The organism is Klebsiella sp. M041 (genome assembly GCF_059759695.1).
This window is the reverse complement of record NZ_JCAXWU010000023.1, coordinates 16,271-40,222: the sequence shown is the minus strand read 5'-3', so window position 1 is coordinate 40,222 and position 23,952 is coordinate 16,271. Positions and strand designations below refer to the sequence as shown.

The following is a 23,952-nucleotide window of genomic DNA, read 5'->3' as shown; positions in this document are numbered from 1 at the left end:
TCTTGCATTTGAACTAATGTTAAATGCAAGCCATACATTTCCCTAAGAAATATACCAGCAGTTAAGAACGTTGGTATCCAATCTCATTCGCTAATAGCTTGCCATAAACAATTGATGGATTGATTGTTATTCTGAATAAATAGGGGAATACAAATGAAAGCAAATTTCAAAACGTTAGCTAAGATTTTAGCTTTATCTTCTGGCTGCTCTTTGGTGGCAATGTCTCATGCGAATAATACTATCGACTTCACGGGGACGGTGGCCGAAACCACATGTTCCGCCAGTATTGATAATAATGCTTCATCTATTGAAATGGGGACTGTCTCGGTAGCAGATTTAACAGCGAACGTCTATAGCGCCGCGAAGAACTTCTCTTTCACACTGGCCGGTTGCCCTACGGGCGAAGGTGCTCTGACCAAAGCCCGAATTACCTTTGGTGGTGAAGCAGATAAGTTTAATAGTGATTATTTTCGAAACCAGGCTACAGGAACACCAGCAACCAATGTTGCTGTTGCTATTTTTGATGGCGCTGGCGTATTGCAAAAGAACAATACTGAAGGTTCTGATGTCGATATTTCTTCTGGGGAAGCGACCATTCCGTTTATCGTAAAAATGGCTAAGTCAGGTTCCTCTGCTCCAACTAAAGGCCCAGTGAAGACGACCGTAACCTATAACGTAACCTATTATTAATTAATCACTATATCAAGGGAAAGCAGTTTGCTTTCCCTGTTTGGACAAGGCTATGAACAGATTATTATGTTTAGTGTGTTTTTTTTTCTCTATTTCAGTTTCGCAGGCTAGCGTAGTTGTTGGCGGAACGCGCGTTATCTTTGATGGAACAAAAAAGACAACCACCGTCTCTGTTCAGAATAAAGATAATGTTACAAATATCGTCCAGTCATGGTTAGCCATCGTTGATGAGACATCACCCGCGAAAGACTCCTTTATTACCACCCCGCCTCTATTTCGCTTGAAGGCAGGAGAAAAAGGATTTGTACGCATTCTTCGTACAGGCAAACCGATGCCGGAAGATCGAGAGTCTATGTTATGGCTCAATATTAAAGGAATTCCTGCAACGGATGACGTATCAGATAAAAATATAGTGCAATTTGCGATTAACTCAAGGATTAAACTCATTTATCGGCCTGCAGCTTTAAAAAATGCTATTCCGGAAGAATTTGCTCAAAAACTGCAATGGTCAAATGATGGCAGAGCCATTAAGGTAAAAAATGATTCTCCTCTCTATATGAATTTCTCTGAGATTTTTATTAATGGTAAAGCAGTACCCGAGGCGTGGTTTGTTGCACCCTATTCAACGATAAGAATACCGGTAGCTAATGCCTCTCCAGCTGGGAAAAAAGAAATCACATGGAGTGTGATCAATGATTATGGTATGTCGGGACCAAAATATAAGGCCATCATTCAATAGCGCTGGATGGAATGATGCATTCTCATTGAAAACTAGCTATATCGCCATACTTTGCAGTCTTGGCGCTATCCCCTTAACGTCTTTCGCTGGGGAGTATTTTAACCCACATTTACTTGAAGTTAATGAAACTAGTGCGACAAGCGTAGATTTATCTTATATTTCTCGCGAAGCCGTACCTCCTGGTCAGTATAATCTTGATATTTATATTAACGACAAGTTTATCGCTTCTGACACTATCGTCTTTAAGCCACAAAAGGAAGGTAGTGATTCGCCTGCTGAGCCGTGTATTAGCGTTGCGCAACTAAAAGAGTGGTCAATAAAAACGCAGGATTATCCTGAGCTCACGATAGAGGGCTCCGAGTGTGCAAAACTGCCTGCAATACCAGGATGGGAAACGGCGGTTTTACTTTCACAGCAGCGAGTCGATTTTACCGTGCCGCAGGTCGCGATGCTGCGTCACCCTCAGGGCTATGTCCCCGAGAATCAATGGCAGCAGGGCATTACCGCCGGGCTGCTTAACTATAATATTTCGGGGCAAAAAAACGATCCGCGGCACGGAGGCGCATCGACATCCAGTCAGTTTCTTAGTCTGCAGCCTGGGTTGAACGTTGGGCCATGGCGTTTACGTAATTACAGCACCTTTAATCATGATAATGATGGCAACCAGTGGGACTCCGTCTATAGCTATATTTCGCGCGATATCCATGCTCTGAAAGGCCAGCTGATACTGGGGCAGACTTACACCTATCCTGGCATCTTTGACAGCTTCAGCTTCACCGGTGTGCAGATGAATGCAGACAGGGAGATGCTACCGGACAGCATGAATGGCTTTGCTCCGGTGATCAAAGGCATTGCCCGGACGACTGCAGACGTAACGGTATATCAGAATGGATACAGCATCTATAAAACCACGGTCTCTCCCGGGGCATTCGAAATAAATGATCTTTATCCAACGGGGAGTGCGGGCGATCTCTATGTTACGGTGAAAGAGTCTGATGGCGGCGAGCAGAGCTTCGTGGTGCCTTTTGCCTCGCTGGCGATTCTCCAGCGGGAAGGGCAGATAGACTATGCTTTCAGCAGCGGTAAAACTCGCTCGGCGAGCTCAGGCGGAAAGGAATACCATTTTCTGCAATCCACCCTTGCCTGGGGTGCATTGAGTAACGTTACGCTGTACGGCGGTTTTCAGCAACTGGAAGATAAATATAGCAATGCGCTGTTGGGAGCTGGGTTTAATCTGGGATCTGTTGGCGCACTCTCATTGGATGCTTCTCAGTCCTGGGCTGATATAAAAGAAAATCCAACCGCGGATAATACCACTGCCAGCGAGGGGCAGTCTTATCGCGTGCGTTTTAGTAAAGATTTTCCATTAACGGGTACCAACTTCTCCGTTGCCGGATATCGGTATTCAACCCATGGCTATTATTCTCTGCAGAATTTCATTGACCGGGGAAATGCTCATAGCGGGTGTTGTTCATTAACGGGGCGGACTAAAGATCGTTTTGACGCTTCGGCCTCCCAGATTTTCTCCGGGTTCGGTTCTCTCGCCCTCTCGCTGGTCAGTGAATCTTATTGGGATAATTCACGTATGGAGTCGCTGGGGGTGAGCTATAGCAATACCCTGGGTCGCATTTCTTACTTCATTAACTACTCCTACAGCCGAAATGTGCAGAGCACAGGCCAGAACAGCGATAGCTCTCCGACCAGCGATAATATGATATCGCTTACGATGAGCATGCCTTTTGGCGCGGATATATCGGCTAACTACAACCTGAACAGCAGCCGGACGGGCGACACGACCCATAGCCTGGGGTTGAGCGGTTCTGCGTTTGCGGACCGTTCTCTGAACTGGAACGTGCAGGAAGGCTACAACGCCAGCGATAAAAGTACCTCTGGAAACGTCAATCTGAACTATCAGGGTTCCCGGGGCGAAGTCGCCGCCGGATACGGGTATGACAGCTATAGCTCGCACTACAATTACTCGCTTCGCGGCGGGATGGTTGCCCATTCTGGCGGGGTAACCCTTTCTCGCTATCTGGGCGAGAGCGTGGCGCTGGTCGAAGCGCCGGGCGTCAGCGATGTGGCAGTTCGGGGGCAGACGAATATTACGACCGATGCTTTTGGATACGCCGTTGTGCCTTTTGTACGCCCCTACCATGAAAACAATCTCTCTCTTGATGAGCAGCAGGTCTCTGGTGCGGAAATTGATAACATTGTCAGAAAGGTAGTCCCGACGCGAAATGCGATTGTTAAAGTCAAATATGATACCTGGATCGGCTATAAGGCCATGGTCACCATCAACTACAAAAATAAAGCGGTGCCTTTTGGCGCCGTGGTGACGCTTGAGGATGAAAATCTGAATGATAAAGAGCGTCGTAGTTCGATTGTCGGCGATGCCGGGCAAGTCTATATTACCGGGTTACCCAAAAAAGGCCGGCTATTTGTGAAGTGGGGTGATACGCAAAATAGCCAGTGTTATCTCAATTATGATTTTTCATCTGATCAGTCAGTGGATGATATCGTTTTTTATGCAGAGAATTGCCGATGATGAATACCAGGGTAAAGGCTTTAATTCATAATCTCAGGATAGCGGCGATGAAGAGGGGGAATGGCCGGCTATCCATAAAACCATGCTTATTGCTTATTATTAGCATTGGGGTTTTATTCATTTTCGCAAGACCTGCCTGGCCCTTTAACGCCAATAGTGAAGTTAATTTTAATGTCAGCGGTAAGATTGAAGAACCCGTATGTGAAGTGTCGGTAAAGCCCTCCAGTACTATCGATCTGGGAACGGTTTCCCTTCAACGTCTGACCGGTAAACCAGGCGCGAGTAGTGATGCCACGGCCGTTGCCATTGCCTTTGAGCATTGCTCAACGGGGATGACCTCGGTGACGATAACATTTAACGGTAATTCATATAGTAGTACCTATCCCAGTATTTATCAGGATGAGCTTATTTATGGTGCCAAGAACGTAGGGTTACAGCTGCTAAGTGCGGTGGATCAGAAAAGCCTGGGGCCAAATGATACTTATACCTATGCCCTCCCTGAGGGCGCTGAACGCGTTTTTAATATGATTGCCAGAATGTACACCCCTGACGGGAAAGTAACAGCGGGAAAGGTGGCTTTTACCGTTACTTTCAACGTGACCTACAAATAATAGTGCGCATAAAAACATATAAATGGAGTTAGTATGAAACGTGTTTTTTTACTGCTGCTGTGGCTGTCTCCAGTTTGTGGCTGGGCCTGCAGCAACTATATAAATGGCGGGGATGTCACCATTGCCAACCTGCCGCCAAGAATATTGCTGAGTGCGAATAACTATACGGCTGGGACCATTCTCTATGACTCCGGGAAAATCACCGGGCCGCAAACTTCGATGAATAATTGTAATGGTGGTATTTACGCACAGTTTAAATGGGCTTCCTCAATGGTGGGTTCTCACACCAGCGATCATATCTATACGACTTCAGTCCCGGGGATCGGTATCAGAATAAAAGTGTGGCTTAATGTCACAGGGCAAATGGAGGGTTACAATACCCAAATCAAACCTGACTATAGCGAACATTATATAGGAGATGCGAATTTTCTATTGGGGCAGGGGAGCTTGTTTTATTTTTATAACCACTCTCACTACAACCCTGTCTATCAATTGCAATTGATAGCCACTGGCGGCGCTATCGCCAGCGGTAGTGCTCTGACCTTGGGTAACCCAACCTCAACGGTGTCCATCAAAGATGGCGATGGCACGATGGCAGCTTCCAGTTTGCGCGTCACTGGTTCCACGCAAATCCAGCTGGTGCCGATGGGGTGCGATGTTGACGTGACAAGTCTGCTATTTCAGATGGGCAACGTCAGCGCCTCTGAATTTAATAAGGCGACAAAAGTCGGTTCTGCACAACAAAATCTGACGCTGACTTGCGAACCAGGAACGAACGTCACACTGAAGGTCTCGGCCTCTTCAGCTCAAGGAGATAATCCAGACAATAGCGTGATATCCCTGGGATGGGCTCCTGATGCGGCAACAGGTGTCGGCGTGCAATTGAATCTTAATGGGAAGGCATTACCCTTGAATACGGATCTCACATTGTTTTCATCCAGCAGAACGACAGTTTTGAATTCGGGTGCAGAGGCCAGTTACCGCGTATTCAGCAATCCGGACAACCCGGGAGGGGCTTCAGGTACAGAGAGACTTTCCTTTACGACTAACTATTATAAAACCGGTTCCGAGGTGAAGGCTGGGCAGGCGAACGCCAACGGAACCCTGAACTTTACCTACAATTAACCTAAATGCCGCGGGTTGCTTCCCCGGCCAGCAGGCCGGGGAAGCGAGCTTAATGCGCCTGACCTTTCTCGATGCCAATCCCTGTCTGCGAACGGATAAACTGGGCGCGGAACTGCTCGCGCTCGCGCATCCCTTCCGGTGAGTTATCGGTCGCGGAGAAGAGCCAGATGCCGATAAAGGCGATCGCGATGGAGAACAGCGCTGGGTATTCATACGGGAACAGCGCTTTCTCATGACCGAGGATCTGCACCCAAATGGTCGGGCCGAGGATCATCAGAATCACCGCCGTCAGCAGACCCAGCCAGCCGCCGATCATCGCCCCGCGGGTGGTCAGCTTCGACCAGTACATCGACAGCAGGATAATCGGGAAGTTACAGCTGGCGGCAATAGAGAACGCCAGGCCGACCATGAAAGCGATATTCTGATTTTCGAACAGGATGCCCAGCAGAATGGCCACCACGCCGAGGATCAGCACCGTAATTTTGGAGACCTTCAGCTCCTGACGCTCGGTCGCCCCTTTACGGAAGACGTTGGCGTACAGGTCGTGCGACACCGCTGAGGCGCCCGCCAGCGTCAAGCCAGCGACCACCGCCAGAATGGTGGCGAAGGCGACCGCGGAGATAAAGCCGAGGAACAGGTTGCCGCCCACCGCATCCGCCAGATGCACCGCCGCCATATTATTGCCGCCGATAAGCTGCCCGGCCGCGTCTTTGAACACTGGGTTCGCGCCGACCAGCATGATGGCGCCGAAGCCGATGATAAAGGTCAGAATATAGAAGTAGCCCATAAAACCGGTGGCGTAGAACACGCTTTTACGCGCTTCTTTGGCGTCGCTCACGGTAAAGAAACGCATCAGGATATGCGGCAGGCCGGCGGTACCAAACATCAGACCGAGGCCAAGGGAGAGCGCGGATATCGGATCTTTCACCAGCCCGCCTGGGCTCATAATCGCCGCGCCTTTCGGGTGGACGGCCATCGCTTCGGTAAACAGATTATTGAAGCTGAAGCCGACGTGCTTCATCACCATAAAGGCCATAAAGCTGGCGCCGAACAGCAGCAGAACCGCTTTGATAATCTGCACCCAGGTGGTCGCCAGCATGCCGCCGAACAGGACATAGAGCACCATCAGGACGCCCACCAGCACCACCGCAACGTGATAGTTAAGGCCGAACAGCAGCTGGATCAGCTTGCCGGCGCCGACCATTTGGGCGATCAGATAGAGGGCCACCACCACCAGCGAGCCGCAGGCGGAGAGGGTGCGGATCGGTCCCTGTTTGAGACGATAGGACGCCACGTCGGCAAAGGTGTAGCGGCCAAGGTTGCGCAGACGTTCGGCAATCAGAAACAGGATAATCGGCCAGCCGACAAGGAAGCCCAGCGAGTAGATCAGACCGTCGTAACCGGAGGTATACACCAGCGCGGAGATACCAAGGAACGACGCTGCCGACATAAAGTCGCCGGCAATCGCCAGCCCGTTCTGGAAACCGGTGATATTGCCGCCGGCGGTGTAGTAATCGCTGCGCGAACGCACCCGTTTTGACGCCCAGTAAGTGATATACAGTGTCAGGGCGACGAAAATCAGGAACATGACAATCGCCTGCCAGTTGGTCGGCTGGCGCTGTACCGCGCCGGTAATGGCGTCTGCGGCCTGAACGCCGAGGGGCAGCAGCGTGGCGGCGAGCGCCGTCAGGACTCTCTTGATCATGCTTTTACCTCGTTGAGAACGCTCTTGGTCAAACGGTCGAATTCACCGTTGGCCCGCCAGACATAAATACCGGTGAGAACAAACGAAATGACGATCACCCCGATGCCCAGCGGGATCCCGCGGGTGACGCTGGTCCCGGCGTGCAGCGGCGTGCCGAGCCAGCCTGGCGCGAAGGCGATAAGCAGAATAAAGCCCACATAGATCACTAACATAATCACTGACAGAATGGCGGCAAACCGTTGCCGTGATGCCACCAGCTCCCTGAAATGCGCACTATTTTCTATCCGCTGACAAAGTTGTTCATTCATCTTAGCGTCTCCAGAGGTCTCCCTTTCGTCATCCACGCAGCGGACGCTGGCGACAGCAACCCCTCCGGCGTTAAAGGCCGGGATACGGTTCGCTGACGGCGTTCCTGCGAGTGAAATCCTGGGGGAGGGACTTATTTTTATCCTCTCCCCGGTGGGGGAGAGGGTGTAGGGAATCGGTCCTTGCTTACGATGGCATGGTAATGGCCTGCTTCTCTTCGAGCAGTTTTTCCACTACGCCAGGATCGGCGAGAGTCGAGGTATCGCCGAGGTTGCTGGTGTCGCCCGCGGCGATCTTGCGCAGAATGCGGCGCATGATTTTGCCCGAGCGGGTTTTTGGCAACGAATCGGTCCAGTGCAGAACATCCGGCGTCGCCAGTGGGCCGATCTCTTTGCGCACCCAGTTACGCACTTCCGCATACAGCTCCGGCGTCGGTTCTTCACCGTGATTGAGCGTCACGTAGGCGTAAATAGCCTGGCCCTTGATGTTGTGCGGAATACCGACCACTGCCGCTTCGGCGATTTTCGGGTGCGACACCAGCGCCGATTCGATCTCGGCAGTACCCAGACGGTGGCCGGAGACGTTCAGAACGTCATCCACGCGGCCGGTGATCCAGTAATAGCCATCTTCATCTCGGCGCGCGCCGTCGCCGCTAAAGTACATATTTTTGAAGGTGGAGAAGTAGGTTTGCTCAAAGCGCTCATGATCTCCGAACAGGGTTCGCGCCTGGCCGGGCCAGGAGTCGGCGATGGCAAGATTGCCCTCGGTGGCGCCATCCAGCGGCAGGCCTTCGTTATCCACCAGCACCGGCTGGACGCCGAAGAACGGGCGGGTAGCGGAGCCAGCCTTCAGCTCAATCGCCCCCGGCAGCGGAGTGATCATAAAGCCGCCGGTTTCGGTCTGCCACCAGGTGTCCATCACCGGGCACTTCTCGTTACCGATCTTCTTCCAGTACCACTCCCAGGCTTCCGGGTTAATGGGTTCGCCGACCGAGCCGAGAATGCGCAGTGAGGAGCGGTCCGTGCCTTCGATAGCCTTGTCGCCTTCCGCCATCAGGGCACGGATCGCCGTCGGCGCGGTATACAGAATGCTGACCTTATGCTTATCGACGACCTGGCACATACGCGCCGGGGTTGGCCAGTTCGGCACCCCTTCGAACATCAGAGTGGTGGCGCCGCACGCCAGCGGGCCGTACAGCAGATAGCTGTGGCCGGTGACCCAGCCGACATCGGCGGTGCACCAGTAGATATCGCCCGGGTGGTAATCGAAAACGTATTTAAAGGTGGTGGCCGCGTAGACCAGATAGCCGCCGGTGGTGTGCAACACCCCTTTCGGTTTACCGGTGGAGCCAGAGGTATAGAGGATGAACAGCGGATCTTCGGCGTTCATCTCGACGGGGCGGTGTTCGGCGCTGGCGTTCGCCATCAGATCGCTCCACCACAGATCGCGGCCCTCCTGCCAGTCGATTTTACCGCCGGTACGTTTCAGGACCACGACGTGTTCAATGCTGTTGACGTTCGGGTTTTTCAGCGCGTCATCGACGTTTTTCTTCAGCGGGATGGCGCGACCGGCGCGCAGCCCTTCATCCGCGGTGATCACCAGGCGCGAGCTGGAGTCGATAATGCGTCCGGCCACTGCCTCCGGCGAGAAGCCACCGAAAATCACCGAGTGGATGGCGCCGATGCGGGCGCAGGCCAGCATCGCCACCGCGGCTTCCGGCACCATCGGCATATAGATGGCGACCACGTCGCCTTTTTTAATCCCGAGGCCGAGCAGCACATTGGCGAAGCGGCAGACGTCCGCATGCAGTTCACGGTAGGTGATGTGCTTGCTCTGGCTGGCGTCGTCGCCTTCCCAGATGATGGCGGTTTGATCGCCGCGCTCGGCGAGATGGCGGTCGAGGCAGTTGGCGGCGAGGTTCAGGGTGCCGTCTTCATACCATTTGATGGAAATATTACCCGGCGCAAAGGAGGTATTCTTCACGCGGGTGTAGGGGCGCATCCAGTCAAGGATTTTGCCCTGCTCGCCCCAAAATGTATCAGGGTCGGTTATGGATTGTTGATACTGCGACTTGTACTGATCCGGGTTAATCAGGCAACGTTCCGCAATGTTAGCGGGAATAGGGTGTTTGTGTATTTGGCTCATGGCTTTTTTTCTCCTTTGAACTTGTTAAATATATGTCAAACAAACGTTAAGAGTAGGGGTTTTGGCAGCTTTGTTTGTTAATTGGGGGGCAGATCACGCAATGATTCAACTGAGTGAAATTTCGTCAAATGAAACTTTGAAGTGAAATAATTACGCAAATGAATTTATAGAAACGGAAGATGTGAAATATTTTTTATTACAAATACTTATGCATTGTAACTGGGGAAAATTCGTGACTTTATGCAGAAAACCAGAAGAAAGCCCTATTCTTAAAGGCTTGCGCAGCATGCCGTGCAAATGATACTGATATTGCGCGTTAAATAACCCCACAAAGCAACGCAACACAATTCATACCCCCTGCAGTGGGTACCATGACGAAAAGGAATGGTGCCTTTCATTGAGGAAGTCTGTAGTGAAGAAAACAAAAAAAGTCAGTCTGGCCTGGCAAATTTTGCTAGCCCTGGTGCTGGGTATCCTTTTGGGCAGTTATCTGCATTACCACGCCGAAAGTCGCGATTGGTTGATTAGCAATTTGCTGACGCCGGCGGGCGATATCTTTATCCATCTGATTAAAATGATCGTGGTCCCGATTGTTATTTCGACCCTGGTGGTCGGGATTGCCGGCGTGGGCGATGCCAAACAGTTAGGCCGGATCGGCGCCAAAACCATTATCTATTTCGAAGTGATCACCACGGTGGCGATCGTGCTGGGTATCACCCTGGCCAACGTCTTCCAGCCGGGAACGGGCATTGATATGTCGCAGCTGGCGGCGGTTGATATTTCGAAATACCAGAACACCACCGCTGAGGTGCAGAGCCATGCGCATGGCCTGATGGGCACCATCCTGTCGCTGGTGCCGACCAACATCGTGGCGTCGATGGCGAAAGGCGATATGCTGCCGATTATTTTCTTCTCGGTGCTGTTTGGTCTGGGGCTCTCCTCGCTGCCGGCGACGCACCGTGAGCCGCTGGTGACGGTCTTCCGCTCCATCTCCGAAACCATGTTCAAAGTCACCCATATGGTGATGCGCTATGCGCCGATCGGGGTGTTCGCCCTGATTTCAGTGACCGTCGCCACCTTTGGTTTCGCCTCGCTGTGGCCGCTGGCCAAGCTGGTGCTGCTGGTTTACTTCGCGATCCTGTTTTTCGCGCTGGTGGTGCTGGGGATTGTCGCCCGCCTGTGCGGCCTGAGTATCTGGATCCTGATCCGCATCCTGAAAGATGAGCTGATTCTGGCTTACTCCACCGCCAGCTCCGAGAGCGTGCTGCCGCGTATTATCGAGAAAATGGAAGCCTATGGCGCGCCGGCGTCAATCACCAGCTTCGTGGTGCCGACCGGCTACTCCTTTAACCTCGATGGCTCAACGCTGTATCAGAGCATCGCGGCGATCTTTATCGCCCAGCTGTACGGCATCGACCTCTCCATCTGGCAGGAGATCACCCTGGTACTGACCCTGATGGTGACCTCGAAAGGGATCGCCGGCGTGCCGGGCGTCTCTTTTGTGGTGCTGCTGGCCACCCTGGGCAGCGTCGGGATCCCGCTGGAGGGCCTCGCCTTTATCGCCGGCGTCGACCGTATCCTCGACATGGCGCGTACCGCGCTGAACGTGGTGGGCAATGCGCTGGCGGTGCTGGTTATCGCCAAGTGGGAGCATAAGTTCGACCGCAAAAAAGCGCTGGCGTATGAACGCGAAGTGCTGGGCAAGTTTGATAAAACCGCGCAATAAAACACAAAGCCCGGCGCGAGCGCCGGGCTTTTTCTTATCCTTTACTGATCCTGTCAAACTCTTCGCAGCCGGTATCAAACCCCTCCAGGCAACTGACGTTAAGCCAGTGCAGCGCCTTCTGCTTATTCGGTTCGATAAAGCCTTTCTCTCCCTGCTGGAACATCATCCCGGCCCAGTATTCGGCATAGCCGGTCCGCGAGAGCGCCGAGCTGCCTTTAAAGTAGGCGCTCGCTTTCCCATCATCTTCCGGACCGTGCACGCCGCTGGCGTAGATCAGCCCCAGCAGCATCTGGGCGTCTACCGCCGCATCGCTTTCGCTGTCCCGGGCGGCATCCTGCAGAAGCGTGATGGCGTGCGCCACGTCGGTGGGGCCAGCCTGACGGTTCACCAGCACCCGCGCGAGGACGATCTCCCCGGATTTACTGCCGGCCTCGACGGCTTTTTCCGCCAGCTGGCGGGCCTGCGGATAGTCCGCCTGCTGCGGATTGCGAATTTTTAGCTGCGCCAGCAGGGCCAGCGCGTCGCCATCGCCCTGCGCCGCTGCTTTCTGTGCCCAGAATTCGGCTTTCTGATAATCGCCGGAGCTAACCCAGGTATCCGCAAGGTAATATTGCGCGCGTCGATCGCCGGCTTCCGCCTGCTGTTGATACCGGCTACCCGGTTCGGTGGCCACCGCTGCGCCGCTGGTAATGACCAGTAAAAATAAAAAGAGGTATTTCATTTGTATTTATTATCAGCAAGGAACATAGCGCGCAGTATAAAGGGAGGCGAAAAAGAAGAAAATGACAGGGATCGGTAGGTAGAGCGGATTCGCTCGACCTACCGCAGGTACGCGGGCACGGCGCCGCTTGTATGCCGGGTGGCGGCTGCGCCTGACCCGGCCTACGCATCGCGCGAGCCGGATCAGGCCGCCGCACCTTAACCCATCGCGCTTTCGCGCAGGCGGGATTTCAGCTTGTTGTACTCGTCGATCACGTACTGTTCCGCCGCGCGCTGATCGGCAATCCGCTCAACGTTGACGGCGCAGTACTTGTACTCCGGCGTTTTGGTTATCGGGCTCAGGTTCTCGGACACCAGCTCGTTACAGGCGCCAATCCACCACTGGTAGGTCATATACACCGCCCCTTTGTTCGGCCGGTCGCTGACCTGCGCGCGAGTGATGATCCGACCCTTGCGCGAATTCACCCACACCAGCGCTTCATCCTCAATGCCTAACCGTTCGGCGTCGGCGGTGTTGATCTGCGCATAGCCAGGCTCATCCGCCAGCGCCGCCAGCGCCGCGCAGTTACCGGTCATTGAACGGCACGAGTAGTGGCCGACTTCGCGCACCGTCGACAGCACCATCGGGTACTCGTCGGTGAGCTTATCGATCGGCGCGACCCAGTCGCAGGTGAAGAACTGCGCCAGCCCGTTCGGGGTATCGAACTTCTCTTTAAACAGATACGACGTCCCCTGATCGGCGTCGGACTCATCGCGGCACGGCCACATGACGTAGCCAAGCTCACCCATTTTCTCGTAGGTGGCGCCGTAGAAGTCCGGGCACAGATGCCGCAACTCGTCCCAGATCTCCTGGGTGTTGTTGTAGTGCATCTTGTAGCCCATCCGGGTAGCGATTTCGCTGATAATCTGCCAGTCGGTTTTCAGGTCCCATTTCGGCTCTACCGCTTTAAAGAAGCGCTGGAAGCCGCGGTCCGCTGCGGTATAGACGCCTTCGTGCTCGCCCCACGAGGTGGACGGCAGGATAACGTCGGCCGCTGAGGCGGTTTTGGTCATGAAAATGTCCTGGACGATAACCAGCTCCAGATCGTCGAACGCTTTGCGCACCGCCGAGAGTTCGGCATCGGTCTGCAGCGGATCTTCACCCATAATGTACGCCGCCCGCACTTCGCCGTGCGCCGCGCGGTGCGGCAGCTCGCTGATGCGGTAGCCGGTGTGCGCCGGCAGGCTGTCGACGCCCCAGGCTTTGGCGAACTTCTCGCGGTTTTCCGGGAACTTAACGTACTGATAGCCCGGATAGGTATCCGGCAGCGCGCCCATGTCGCAGGCGCCCTGAACGTTGTTCTGGCCACGCACCGGGTTGACGCCGACGCTCGGTTTGCCGAGGTTGCCGGTGAGGATCGCCAGGCTGGTCAGGGAACGCACGGTCTCCACGCCCTGGTAGAACTGGGTCACGCCCATGCCCCACAGAATGGCGGCGGATTTGGCGCTGGCGTACATCCGGGCGCAGGCGCGGATCTCCTGGGCGCTGACCCCGGTGATCTCCTCCACCGACTCCGGCGTGTAGCCTTCAACGATTTTGCGATACTCCTCGAAGCCTTCGGAACGGCTGGCGACGAAGGATTTATCGTACAGATCCTCTTCAATAATCACGTGGCCAATGGCGTTGAGCAGCGCGATATTCGAGCCGTTCTTCAGCGCAATGTGCATATCGGCGATGCGCGCGGTTTCAATTTTGCGCGGGTCGCAGACGATAATTTTCGCCCCGTTGCGTTTAGCGTTAATGACGTGATTCGCCACGATAGGGTGGGAATCCGCCGGGTTGTAGCCGAAGATAAACACCAGATCGGTGTTATCAATCTCTGTGATGGCATTACTCATGGCGCCGTTACCGACCGACTGGTGCAGACCTGCAACCGAAGGGCCGTGTCAGACGCGAGCGCAGCAGTCGACGTTATTGGTACCAATAACGGCGCGCGCGAATTTTTGCATCACATAGTTGGTTTCATTCCCGGTACCGCGGGAGGAGCCGGTGGTTTGGATCGCATCCGGGCCATATTTGGCTTTAATGGCGCTGAGGCGAGTGGCGACGTAATCCAGCGCCTCATCCCAGGAGACAGCTTCCAGCTTGCCGCCGCGTTGACGACGGATCATGGGGGTTTTCAGGCGCGGCGTCAGGATCTGGGTATCGTTAATAAAGTCCCAGCCATAATAGCCCTTCAGGCACAGGGTTCCCTGGTTGGTTTTCCCCTGCGCCGCTTCAGCCCGAACGATTTTGCCGTTATCGACCACCAGGTTGATTTTGCAACCTGATGCGCAATACGGGCAAACCGTGACGACTTTTTTCATCGGTCTTGCTCCAGTTATTCAATGGGCGCGTTTGCGCTATCGCGCCGTCACTATGCATCTTCTATGCCATATTTTCATTGTGGGTATTCCTTGATGATACGTGGCTTTTTTGGGCGAAATGCTGACGAAAAACAGCCTGTCGACAGATTTGACGTGTCGATACCCTAGAGATGTGACGGCGCTTGAAAAAATGTCACCGGAAGAGGAATTTGTCGGCGCAGCCTTGCAGAATCGATCAGACTGACACTAACTCCCCGCGGGCAGAGGCAAAGATGAAACCGGTCATTTTAGTGGTTGATGACGACATAGCGATGGGCGAGCTGCTCAGCGATGTGCTCGGCGCGCACGCGTTTGAGGTGCTGGTCTGCCAGACCGGCGGCGACGCGCTGGCGACGGTGGCGCAGCGGGCGGACATCGCGCTGGTTTTGCTGGATATGATCCTGCCGGATACCCATGGCCTGCAGGTGCTCCAGCAGCTGCAGCGCACCCGGCCTGAGCTGCCGGTGGTGATGCTCTCCGGCCTGGGCAGCGAGTCCGATGTGGTGGTGGGCCTGGAGATGGGCGCCGATGATTACATCGCCAAACCGTTCAGTTCGCGGGTGGTGGTCGCCCGGGTGAAGGCGGTGCTGCGGCGCAGCGGGGCGCTGGCCAGCGAGGCGCCGGGCGGCGTCGCTGGCCTGACGTTCAACGGCTGGCGGCTGGATACCACCCGCTGTGAGCTGTATAACCCGCAGCAGCAGGCGATCCCGCTGACCCAGGGAGAATACGGTTTGCTGCTGGCGCTGGCGCAGAACGCCCGCCGGGTGCTGAACCGCGAACAGTTGCTGGCGCTGACCCATACCGAAAGCACCGAGGTGTTCGACCGCACCATCGATGTGCTGATCATGCGCCTGCGGCGCAAAATCGAGCTGAACCCGCATCAGCCGACGCTGATTAAAACGCTGCGCGGCCTGGGCTATGTCTTTTCCGCCGACGTGACCCACAGCGAGAAGGCGGCGTAGGGCGGGAAGCTGTCTAACCGGCCTGCCCATTGCTGGGGGAGTCAACCCTTCTAATTATTCTGCAACTGAATAAACGCCTGTAGCTCAGTGAGCGTTTTGGCGCCGTCGATCGCATTGGCAGCCTGCAGGCTGGCGCGTGCGCAGGCGTGGGCTAGCTGCAGACTGTCGGTTAACGGCCAGCGTTCGTGGCTGCCGTACAGCAGGCCGGCGCAGAAGGCATCCCCGGCGCCGACGCTGCCGACAATCTCCTCCGGCGGCAGCCGCCATGACGGCACCCAGCGCCCGGCTTCGGTACGGGAGACGCCCCATGCCCCCTCCGGGCAGTGGATCACCACCCGTTGGCGCACGCCGGCGTCAAGCAATGCGCTGGCGGCGCGGGCGATATGGGCGACGTGCGGCTCGCCGTTGGGTAGACGAATCTCCAGCCCGCTAAACTCGCTGGCTTCCAGCTCATTGATGGTCAGGTAGTCAAGATGCGCCAGCGCCGGCAGGACCAGCGGGCGGTAGCGCGGGTCGCCCTTGCGCGACACCAGATCGAGGGAAACCTCATAGCCTCGCTCGCGCATCTGCGCCAGCAACCGCGCGCTGCGGGTGCCGTACTCTTCGTCGGGGCGATCGAGACTCTCAAGCAGCAGCAGATAGCCGAGATGGAAAATTTTCAGCGGCGCATCCAGCGGCTCAAAGGCCGGAAGGTCAAGCAGGCGGTTGGCGCCGGGAGAGTGAAAGAAGGTGCGCTGGCCTTCGGCGTCGGTCATCACCTGAGTCATCGAGGTGGGGGCGGAGCTGGTGCGCTGCACAAGCTGGCGATTGATATGGTACTGATCGAGCATGGCGGTAATGTAGTCGCCATCGTTATCCTCGCCAATCAGGCCGACCGCCTGCAGCGGCAGTCCGGCGTGCATTTTGGCCAGGGTCAGCAGGACATTCAGCGGCGCGCCGCCGGTGGCGCGTTCGCTGTGAATAATTTCCACCAGCCAGCCGCGCTCCGGCCACTGTCTGATCAGGTGGACATGATCGACCAGCATGTTGCCTGCGGCAATAATGCCTTTGCGTTCCATGATCGCTACCCCGCGCCGTCATACCTGTTAAGCGTAGCGCACAATCGGCGGAACGATTGTGCGCCCGGTTGCGCTTATTTCACGGTCCAGCCTTTGTAGGAACTGACGTTATTTTTGTCGATCATGGTCACCGGGATCAGCACCGGCGCGGTCGGCGCCGGTTTGCCCTGCAGGATGTTATAGCCAATTTCCACCGCCTTCGCCGCCATCACCTGCGGATCCTGCGCCGGCGTCGCGACGAACAGCGAGTTCTTACGCTTCAGCGCCTCTTCGCCGTCCGGGCTGCCGTCGACGCCGACGATGAAGAACTCGCTGCGCTGCGCCTGTTTCGCTGCCAGATCGGCGCCAATCGCCGTCGGATCGTTGATCGCGAACACGCCGTCAATCTTCGGATTGGCCGCCAGCAGGGAGGTCATCACCTCCAGTCCGCCTTCCCGGCTGCCTTTCGCGTTCTGGTTGGAGGACAAAATTTTAATATCCGGGTGTTTTTTGAACTCCGTTTCGCAGCCTTCGACGCGGTTTTGTACGGCGGATACCGGCGGCCCGTTGATGATCACCACGTTGCCTTTGTTGTTCAGACGATCGCTAATGTATTTACAGGCCAGCTCGCCCGCCTGGGTGTTATCGGAGGTGATAGTGGCGTCGGCCCCTTCGGCGGCAACGTCAACCGCCACTACCACGATCCCGGCCTCTTTGGCCCGCTTCACCGCCGGGCCAATGCCTTTCGAATCGGCGGCGTTGAGGATAATCATATCGACTTTAGCGGCGATAAAGTTGTCGATCTGCGCCACCTGCTGGCCCAGGTCGTAGCCGCTGGAGACCAGCGTCACTTTGACGTTATCCCCCGCCAGTTTGCGGGCTTCCAGCTCCGCGCCCTTGGTGATCTGCACAAAAAACGGGTTGGCAAGGTCGCCCACCGTCACGCCTATCGCTTTCAGCTCTTTGGCCGACGCAAAGGGGGCGGCGGCCAGCAGCGCGCCAGCACACAGCGCGGTGACTATCGGTTTTAAACGCATTCGCTTTTCCTCGCAGGTAAGATGGTGTTGTTATGCACTTTGATGGTGTCGGGTACGGTATTTGTCGATCAGCACCGCAATGATGATCACCGCCCCTTTGATCACCAGTTGCCAGAAGTAGGAGACCCCCATCAGGGTCATACCGTTATTGAGGGTGGCGATAATCAGCGCCCCCACCAGCGTACCGGTGATGGTGCCGATGCCGCCGACGAAGCTGGTGCCGCCGAGAATGACTGCGGCGATGGCGTCCAGCTCGTAGCCGACCCCGAGATTGCCGTTGGCGCTGTACAGCCGGGAGGCGCTCATCACCCCGCCAAGGCCGGAGAGCAGGCCGCTCATGCCATAGACAAACAGCAGCACCAGCCAGACTTTGATGCCGGTCAGCCGCGCCGCCTGCATGTTGCCGCCCACCGCGTAGATATGCACCCCAAGGGTGGTTCGGCGCAGGATAAACCAGCACACCGCGATAACCGCCAGGGCGATGACCACCAGCCACGGCACCGGGCCGAGGTAGTCATTGCCGATCCACTCGAAGCTGATATCGGAGTTGATTACCGTGGTGCCGTCGGCCAGCAGATAGGCGGCGCCGCGCAGCGCCGTGTAAGTGCCGAGGGTGACGATAAACGGCGGTAGCCCGGCGAAGGCCACCAGCGCGCCGTTGAACAGCCCAAGCAGCAGGCCGAGCATCAGCGCCGCCGGAATTGACAGCAACGCCAACTCCGGGATCAGCGAGACCACCATTGCCGCCACCGCGGTGGTGCCGAGAATGGAGCCGACGGAGAGGTCAATGCCGCCGGTGAGGATGATGAAGGTCATTCCCGCCGCCAGCACAATGTTGATCGAGGCCTGGCGGGTAATATTCAGCAGATTGCTTTCCGTGAAGAAGTTGGGGGCGATAAAGCCGAAAACGGCGACGATCAGGATGAGGATCGGCAGAATGCCGACGGTCTGCATCAGGTCGCCCATCAGCATTTTTTTCGCCGAAGCGGATGTCGCGACCGGCGCGGAGGTCTCTTTCGGTATGCTCATAGTTGCCCTGCCTTAAGGTGAGAATCGTTCACGCCGGTGGCCAGCGTCATGATCTGTTCCTGGCTGATATCGCCGGACTGCAGCTCGCCGGCGATAGTCCCTTCGCGCATCACATAGACCCGGTCGCTCATGCCCACCACTTCAGGCAGTTCGCTGGAGATCATCAGAATAGCGACGCCCTGGCGCGCCATGTCGTTCATGATGCGGTAAATCTCACTTTTCGCGCCGACGTCGACGCCGCGGGTGGGTTCATCGAGGATCAGAATGCGTGGGCCAATCGCCACCCAGCGCGAAATCAACAGCTTCTGCTGGTTGCCACCGGACAGTCCGCCGGCGCGCACCTGGGCGTGCGGCACGCGAATGTTAAGTAACTGGATGGCGTCATCGGAAATAGTTTGCGCCTTACGGCGATTGAGCATCCCCCAGGTCGCGTCGCGCTCCAGCGTCGCCATGGTGATGTTTTCCTGGGCCGCCAGTTCGAGAAACAGGCCCTGCTCTTTGCGATTTTCGGTCAGAAAGCCGATTCCATGGTCGATGGCTTCGCGCGGCGAGTGGATCACCACCGGCTCGCCGTCGATCTCGATCACCCCGCCGGTGGCTTTGCGCACGCCAAAGATCAGCTGCGCCAGCTCGGAGCGTCCGGCGCCGACCAGCCCGGCGAGGCCGACGATTTCGCCAGCATGCACCACCAGGCTGCTGGGCTTAACCTTGCCGCCATCGGTCAGATCCTCGACCCGCAGGCGCGGCTGGCCGCGGGGAATATCGCGCTCTTTATTGAACAGATCGCTGAGCGGACGGCCGACCATCATGCGCACCAGCTCCGGCGCATTGAGCTTGTCGCGCACCAGGCTGCCGACATACTGCCCATCGCGCAGGACGCTGACCCGGTCGGAGAGCTCATACACTTCCGCCATGCGGTGGCTGATATAGATGATCGCCATGCCCTCGTCACGCAGGCGCAGGATGAGGTCGAACAGGCGCTGGGTTTCTCGCGAGGAGAGGGCGGCGGTGGGTTCATCCATCACCAGAATGCGGCTTTGACGGTGCAGAGCGCGGGCGATCTCCACCTGCTGCTGTTCGGCGATGGTCAGGGTCATCACCCGGTCGCTGGCCTTGAACTGGGCGCCGAGACGGTCGATCACCGCCTGCGCCTGGCTGAGCATCGCTTTGCGCTGCACCAGGCCACCGCGCGCCAGCTCGCTGCCGAGGAAAATGTTTTCCGCGACGGTCAGGTTCGGCGCCAGCTGCATCTCCTGGTAGATCAACGTGATCCCGGCGGCCAGCGCGTCCTTGGGGCCGCGGATCGTTTGCGGTTTCCCGTCGATCAGGATCTCGCCGCTGGTGGCGGTATAGGCGCCGGCGAGGATCTTCATCAGCGTGCTTTTTCCGGCGCCGTTTTCCCCCATCAGGGCATGGATCTCGCCGGGCCAGACCGTCAGGTCGACGCCCTTCAGCGCGTAGAATTTGCCAAAAGCTTTGGCGATATGGCGCATTTCCAGTACCGGGGTGGCGATCATCACGGCGCTCCTGTCTGCGAGAACAATAGCTGCAGTCCACCACCGGAAAATAAATGCAGGATGTCAGAATCCATTCATATTTGTCATAGTGATAAATAGTTAACCGCGATCACAGTTACGCGGCGTCATTTTCTGCACCGTCACGCTTATCTGCCGACCGTTCCTTCACCGGAGTTGCTATGACCGCTCGCCGACACCCGTTTTTCACCAGCGCCCGTGGCCGCCTGCTCTCCTTTAATCTGCTGATGGTAGTCGTCACCCTGCTGGTGAGCGGCGTGGCGGTGTTCGGCTTTCACCACGCCAGCCAGTTGCAGGAGCAGGTGCAGCGCCAGACCCTCAACGATATGCGCGGCAGTATGGATCTGGCGCGGGACACGGCGAATGTCGCCACGGCGGCGGTGCGCCTGTCGCAGGTGGTGGGCGCGCTGGAGTACAAAAGCGAAGCGGAACGGCTGCTGGCGACGCAGCAGGCGCTGAAGCACTCGCTGGCCCAGCTGGCGGCGGCCCCGCTGGCGCAGCAGGAGCAGGCGCTGGTGGCCAGTATTATTCGCCGCAGCAACGCGCTGCAGCAGAGCGTGGCGGAGATGCTGGAGCGCGGCCAGCGCCGCCATCTGCAGCGCAATGCGCTGCTGAGTTCGCTTTACCAGAATCAGAGCAACCTGCGCCATCTCGCCGATCTTAACGATCGCGGCGGGGACCGGGCGATCGATCCTCGCCGGCTGGCCGAGATGGACCGGCTGATCGTTGCCGCGATCCATACCGTCACGCCGCGGTCGATCGTCCTGCAGCTCGACCAGCTGCGCGGCGACCTGCCGGCCCATAGCGCCGATCCCGCGCTGGCGTTTGTTCTTCCCGACGTCACCCGGGAGCTGGCGAAACTTGCCCCGCTGTCGGCCCAGCTGGAGGAGAGCGACCTGACGATCAGCTGGTACATGTACCACATCAAAGCGCTGGTCGCGCTGCTTAACGACGACATCAATCAGTACGTGACCCGGGTGGCGGAAGCCTCCGAACAGCGGGCGGCGCAGAGCCATCGGGAGCTACGCTCCATCAGCATGTTTATTCTGCTTTCCGCGCTGCTGGCGCTGGCGATCACCGGCTGCGCCGGGTGGTACATCTACCGTAACCTGGGCTCTAACCTGACCGCTATCTCGCGGGCGATGTCGCGGCTGGCTCAGGGAGAGCCGAACGTCTCGGTGCCGGCCCTGCAGCGGCGCGACGAGCTGGGCGAACTGGCGCGCGCCTTTAACGTTTTCGCCCGCAATACGGCGTCGCTGGAGCACACCACCCGGCTGCTGAAAGAGAAGACCACCCAGATGGAGATCGATCGGATTAAGCGCCAGGAGCTGGAGGAGGCGCTGCTGCACAGCCAGAAGATGAAGGCCGTCGGCCAGCTGACCGGCGGCCTGGCGCATGATTTTAACAACCTGCTGGCGGTGATCATCGGCAGCCTTGAGCTGGTGGAGCCGAATGCGCAGGATGCGCCGCGCCTCACCAGGGCGCTGAAGGCGGCGGAACGCGGGGCGCTGCTGACCCAGCGGCTGCTGGCCTTTTCGCGCAAGCAGGCGCTGCATCCCCAGGCGGTGGCGATGGCGCCGCTGCTGGAGAACCTCAGCGAGCTGATGCGCCACTCCCTGCCGGCGACCTTGAGCCTGGAGATTGAGGCGCAGTCGCCGGCATGGCCGGCATGGATAGACGTCGGCCAGCTGGAAAACGCCCTGATCAACCTGGTGATGAACGCCCGCGACGCCATGGCCGGGCGCGCGGGCGTCATTAAAATTCGCACCTGGAATCAGCGAGTCACTCGCAGCAGCGGCCAGCGGCAGGATATGGTGGCCCTGGAGGTGATCGATCACGGCAGCGGCATGTCGCAGGCGGTGAAAGCCCGGGTGTTTGAACCCTTCTTCACCACCAAAGCCACCGGCAGCGGCAGCGGCCTGGGGCTGTCGATGGTGTATGGCTTTGTGCGCCAGTCGGGCGGCCGGGTGGCGCTGGAGAGCGCGCCGGGACAGGGGACGACGGTGCGGCTGCAGCTGCCCCGGGCGATGACCGAGGTCGGGAAGGCGGTGGCGCCGGTGGAAGACGAACCCATCCCGGCGGGAGAGCGGCTGGCGCTGGTGCTGGAGGATGAAGAGGATGTTCGCCAGACGCTGTGCGAACAGCTGCATCAGCTGGGCTGGCTGACGCTGGAAACCGCCAGCGGGGAAGCGGCGCTGCAGCTGCTGGAGGCCTCGCCGGATATCGCCCTGTTGATCAGCGATCTGATGCTGCCCGGCGCGCTGAGCGGCGCCGATGTGATCCATACCGCCCGCCGCCGCTTTCCGGCGCTGCCGGTGCTGCTGATCAGCGGCCAGGATTTGCGCCCGGCGCAGAACCCGGCCCTGCCGGAGGTGGAGTGGCTGCGTAAGCCCTTTACCCGCGCCCAGCTGGCGCAGGCGCTAAGCGCGGCGTACGCGAGGATTTGAGATTCCTCCGCTACCCGGGCGGCATGCCGTTGATTAAGGTAGCGGCAGGACTCTGATGAGATTGGCCCCGATGAAACGTTACGCAACCGCACTGCTCTTTTGCACTCTGTCGCTGACCAGCCTGGCCGCTCGCGCCGATATTATCGATGACGCGATCGGCAATATTCAGCAAGCCATTAACGACGCCTATAACCCGGGCAGTAGCCGTTCCAGTGACGACGACGACAGAGACAATGACGATGGCCGTTATGATGACGGGCGCTATCAAGGGAGCCGCCAGCAGAGTCGTGACAGCCAGCGCCAGTATGACGATCGGCAACGCCAGCTGGACGATCGCCGCCGTCAGCTGGATGAACGCCAGCGCCAGCTCGATCGCGATCGCCGCCAGTTAGAAAGCGATCAGCGTCGTCTGGACGATGACTATTGATCGCCCCGCTGCAGACCGACGCTTAATCCAGTACTATTTCCATCCCGTCATAGCCCGCTTCGAAACCTTCCGGTAGCGGGTTATCCATCATCCAGACGTCAAACTGATGGCTGATATGGGTGAGGATCACTCGCGGACAGCCTATCGCCTGGTTAAGGGCGCGAACGGTAGTGAAATCGTTGTGGTTACGCGGGGTCTGCGCGCGCGGCTCATGACTGCAGTCGATGATCATCGCCTGCGGGCGATTGTTGAGTAAAAACTTCAGCGTCTTGTCCGGCAGCCCGGCGGTATCCGAGAGCCAGGCCACCCGACTGTGGGCCGACTCCAGCAGATAACCGAAGGTGAGCTTCGAATGGTTGAGCGGCAGGGGCGTCACCCGCAGGCCCTGCAGCTCAAACACCACAAACGGCGTGACGGTATGGCTGAAGTCGAGCAGGCCGGGGTGCTTGAGCAGATCGTCGCAGCCGGCGTCGTCCGGCGGGCCATAGACCGGGATCGGCCCGCCCACGCCCCAGCGCAGCGGAAACAGCCCCTGCACATGATCCAGGTGATAGTGGGTTAGCAGCACTTGCTGAAAGCTGCCGGCGGGATGATGTTCCATCAGATCCGGCCTACCGGCGTCCAGCAGCGTCACTGCGCTGTTGAACGTCACCACCCCGCTACAGGGGCGGCGGCGATGGCTTTCCTCACGGCGGGCGCGGCGGCAGGCCGCGCAATCGCAGCCGAAGACCGGCACCAGCTGAGCGCCGCCGGTGCCGGTTAAGCGGAGGGTCAGGCTCAT

At 57.4% G+C, this 23,952-nt stretch carries 19 protein-coding genes and 1 pseudogene; 10 read left to right on the top strand and 10 right to left on the bottom strand.

The features are described from left to right. Positions 1-153: 153 nt before the first annotated feature. Genes AC6CWS_RS23000 through AC6CWS_RS22980 form a run of 5 tightly spaced genes read left to right on the top strand, consistent with a single transcriptional unit; the run spans position 154 to position 5,710 of the window. Positions 154-690 carry a fimbrial protein gene (locus AC6CWS_RS23000; RefSeq protein ID WP_017900102.1) on the top strand — a complete coding sequence of 179 codons (537 nt, stop codon included), beginning with the start codon at positions 154-156 and terminating at the stop codon, positions 688-690. Between the two features lie 52 nt (positions 691-742). Beyond that, positions 743-1,429 (top strand): fimbrial assembly chaperone, encoded by a 687-nt coding sequence (locus tag AC6CWS_RS22995; protein WP_048322709.1) that lies wholly within the window; start codon positions 743-745, stop codon positions 1,427-1,429. Beyond that, positions 1,383-3,974: a fimbria/pilus outer membrane usher protein gene (locus AC6CWS_RS22990; RefSeq protein ID WP_087777381.1), complete on the top strand. Its 2,592-nt coding sequence runs from the start codon at positions 1,383-1,385 to the stop codon at positions 3,972-3,974. Before AC6CWS_RS22995 ends, AC6CWS_RS22990 begins: the two co-directional genes overlap by 47 nt. Further along, positions 3,971-4,585, top strand: a complete 615-nt coding sequence (locus AC6CWS_RS22985; protein WP_080901641.1) for a fimbrial protein — start codon at positions 3,971-3,973, stop codon at positions 4,583-4,585. The genes AC6CWS_RS22990 and AC6CWS_RS22985 overlap by 4 nt, the downstream gene beginning before the upstream one ends. Positions 4,586-4,618: 33 nt before the next feature. Continuing rightward, positions 4,619-5,710 (top strand): type 1 fimbrial protein, encoded by a 1,092-nt coding sequence (locus AC6CWS_RS22980; protein ID WP_017900098.1) that lies wholly within the window; start codon positions 4,619-4,621, stop codon positions 5,708-5,710. A gap of 49 nt (positions 5,711-5,759) precedes the next feature. Here AC6CWS_RS22980 and actP read toward each other — a convergent pair whose 3' ends face one another. The 3 genes from actP to acs form a co-directional block, all read right to left on the bottom strand. Next, positions 5,760-7,412 carry a cation/acetate symporter ActP gene (gene actP / locus AC6CWS_RS22975; RefSeq protein WP_025999225.1) on the bottom strand — a complete coding sequence of 551 codons (1,653 nt, stop codon included), beginning with the start codon at positions 7,410-7,412 and terminating at the stop codon, positions 5,760-5,762. After that, positions 7,412-7,723, bottom strand: a complete 312-nt coding sequence (locus AC6CWS_RS22970) for a DUF485 domain-containing protein (RefSeq protein WP_004206350.1) — start codon at positions 7,721-7,723, stop codon at positions 7,412-7,414. The genes actP and AC6CWS_RS22970 overlap by 1 nt, the downstream gene beginning before the upstream one ends. Positions 7,724-7,907: 184 nt before the next feature. Beyond that, positions 7,908-9,866, bottom strand: a complete 1,959-nt coding sequence (acs, locus tag AC6CWS_RS22965; RefSeq protein ID WP_080901640.1) for an acetate--CoA ligase — start codon at positions 9,864-9,866, stop codon at positions 7,908-7,910. Between the two features lie 100 nt (positions 9,867-9,966). Here acs and AC6CWS_RS22960 point away from each other — a divergent pair. Next, positions 9,967-10,167: pseudogene (locus AC6CWS_RS22960) on the top strand (hypothetical protein). Positions 10,168-10,278: 111 nt separating this feature from the next. After that, the gene (gltP, locus tag AC6CWS_RS22955; RefSeq protein WP_004206354.1) at positions 10,279-11,592 is read left to right on the top strand and encodes a glutamate/aspartate:proton symporter GltP; all 1,314 of its coding nucleotides are present in this window, start codon (positions 10,279-10,281) and stop codon (positions 11,590-11,592) included. A gap of 34 nt (positions 11,593-11,626) precedes the next feature. On the opposite strand, the gene AC6CWS_RS22950 is transcribed toward gltP, so the two are convergent. Beyond that, entirely contained in the window at positions 11,627-12,313 is a 687-nt protein-coding gene (locus AC6CWS_RS22950) for a tetratricopeptide repeat protein (protein WP_023291654.1), read from the bottom strand. Positions 12,314-12,510: 197 nt separating this feature from the next. After that, the gene (gene fdhF / locus AC6CWS_RS22945; protein WP_080901639.1) at positions 12,511-14,658 is read right to left on the bottom strand and encodes a formate dehydrogenase subunit alpha; all 2,148 of its coding nucleotides are present in this window, start codon (positions 14,656-14,658) and stop codon (positions 12,511-12,513) included. A 272-nt stretch (positions 14,659-14,930) separates the two neighbouring features. Here fdhF and AC6CWS_RS22940 point away from each other — a divergent pair, with 272 nt between their 5' ends. Beyond that, positions 14,931-15,659 carry a response regulator gene (locus AC6CWS_RS22940; protein ID WP_044525150.1) on the top strand — a complete coding sequence of 243 codons (729 nt, stop codon included), beginning with the start codon at positions 14,931-14,933 and terminating at the stop codon, positions 15,657-15,659. Between the two features lie 50 nt (positions 15,660-15,709). Here AC6CWS_RS22940 and AC6CWS_RS22935 read toward each other — a convergent pair whose 3' ends face one another. The 4 genes from AC6CWS_RS22935 to AC6CWS_RS22920 form a co-directional block, all read right to left on the bottom strand. Further along, positions 15,710-16,717 (bottom strand): carbohydrate kinase family protein, encoded by a 1,008-nt coding sequence (locus AC6CWS_RS22935; RefSeq protein ID WP_080901638.1) that lies wholly within the window; start codon positions 16,715-16,717, stop codon positions 15,710-15,712. A 74-nt stretch (positions 16,718-16,791) separates the two neighbouring features. After that, on the bottom strand, positions 16,792-17,733 hold the full coding sequence (locus tag AC6CWS_RS22930; protein ID WP_023319512.1) for an ABC transporter substrate-binding protein: 942 nt from the start codon (positions 17,731-17,733) through the stop codon (positions 16,792-16,794). Positions 17,734-17,763: 30 nt separating this feature from the next. After that, positions 17,764-18,762, bottom strand: a complete 999-nt coding sequence (locus tag AC6CWS_RS22925) for an ABC transporter permease subunit (RefSeq protein ID WP_023291658.1) — start codon at positions 18,760-18,762, stop codon at positions 17,764-17,766. Then, positions 18,759-20,279 carry a sugar ABC transporter ATP-binding protein gene (locus AC6CWS_RS22920; RefSeq protein WP_080901637.1) on the bottom strand — a complete coding sequence of 507 codons (1,521 nt, stop codon included), beginning with the start codon at positions 20,277-20,279 and terminating at the stop codon, positions 18,759-18,761. Before AC6CWS_RS22920 ends, AC6CWS_RS22925 begins: the two co-directional genes overlap by 4 nt. 179 nt (positions 20,280-20,458) lie before the next feature. Here AC6CWS_RS22920 and AC6CWS_RS22915 point away from each other — a divergent pair, with 179 nt between their 5' ends. Together AC6CWS_RS22915 and yjdP are read left to right on the top strand one after the other, a co-directional pair. Further along, positions 20,459-22,744, top strand: coding sequence for an ATP-binding protein (locus AC6CWS_RS22915; protein WP_080901636.1), 2,286 nt, complete (start codon positions 20,459-20,461; stop codon positions 22,742-22,744). A gap of 70 nt (positions 22,745-22,814) precedes the next feature. Beyond that, on the top strand, positions 22,815-23,171 hold the full coding sequence (gene yjdP / locus AC6CWS_RS22910) for a DDRRRQL repeat protein YjdP (RefSeq protein WP_032429059.1): 357 nt from the start codon (positions 22,815-22,817) through the stop codon (positions 23,169-23,171). A 22-nt stretch (positions 23,172-23,193) separates the two neighbouring features. Here the strand turns inward: yjdP and phnP are convergent, their stop codons facing one another. Continuing rightward, a complete protein-coding gene (gene phnP / locus AC6CWS_RS22905) occupies positions 23,194-23,952 on the bottom strand; it encodes a phosphonate metabolism protein PhnP (RefSeq protein WP_023291662.1) in 759 nt (252 codons plus the stop codon).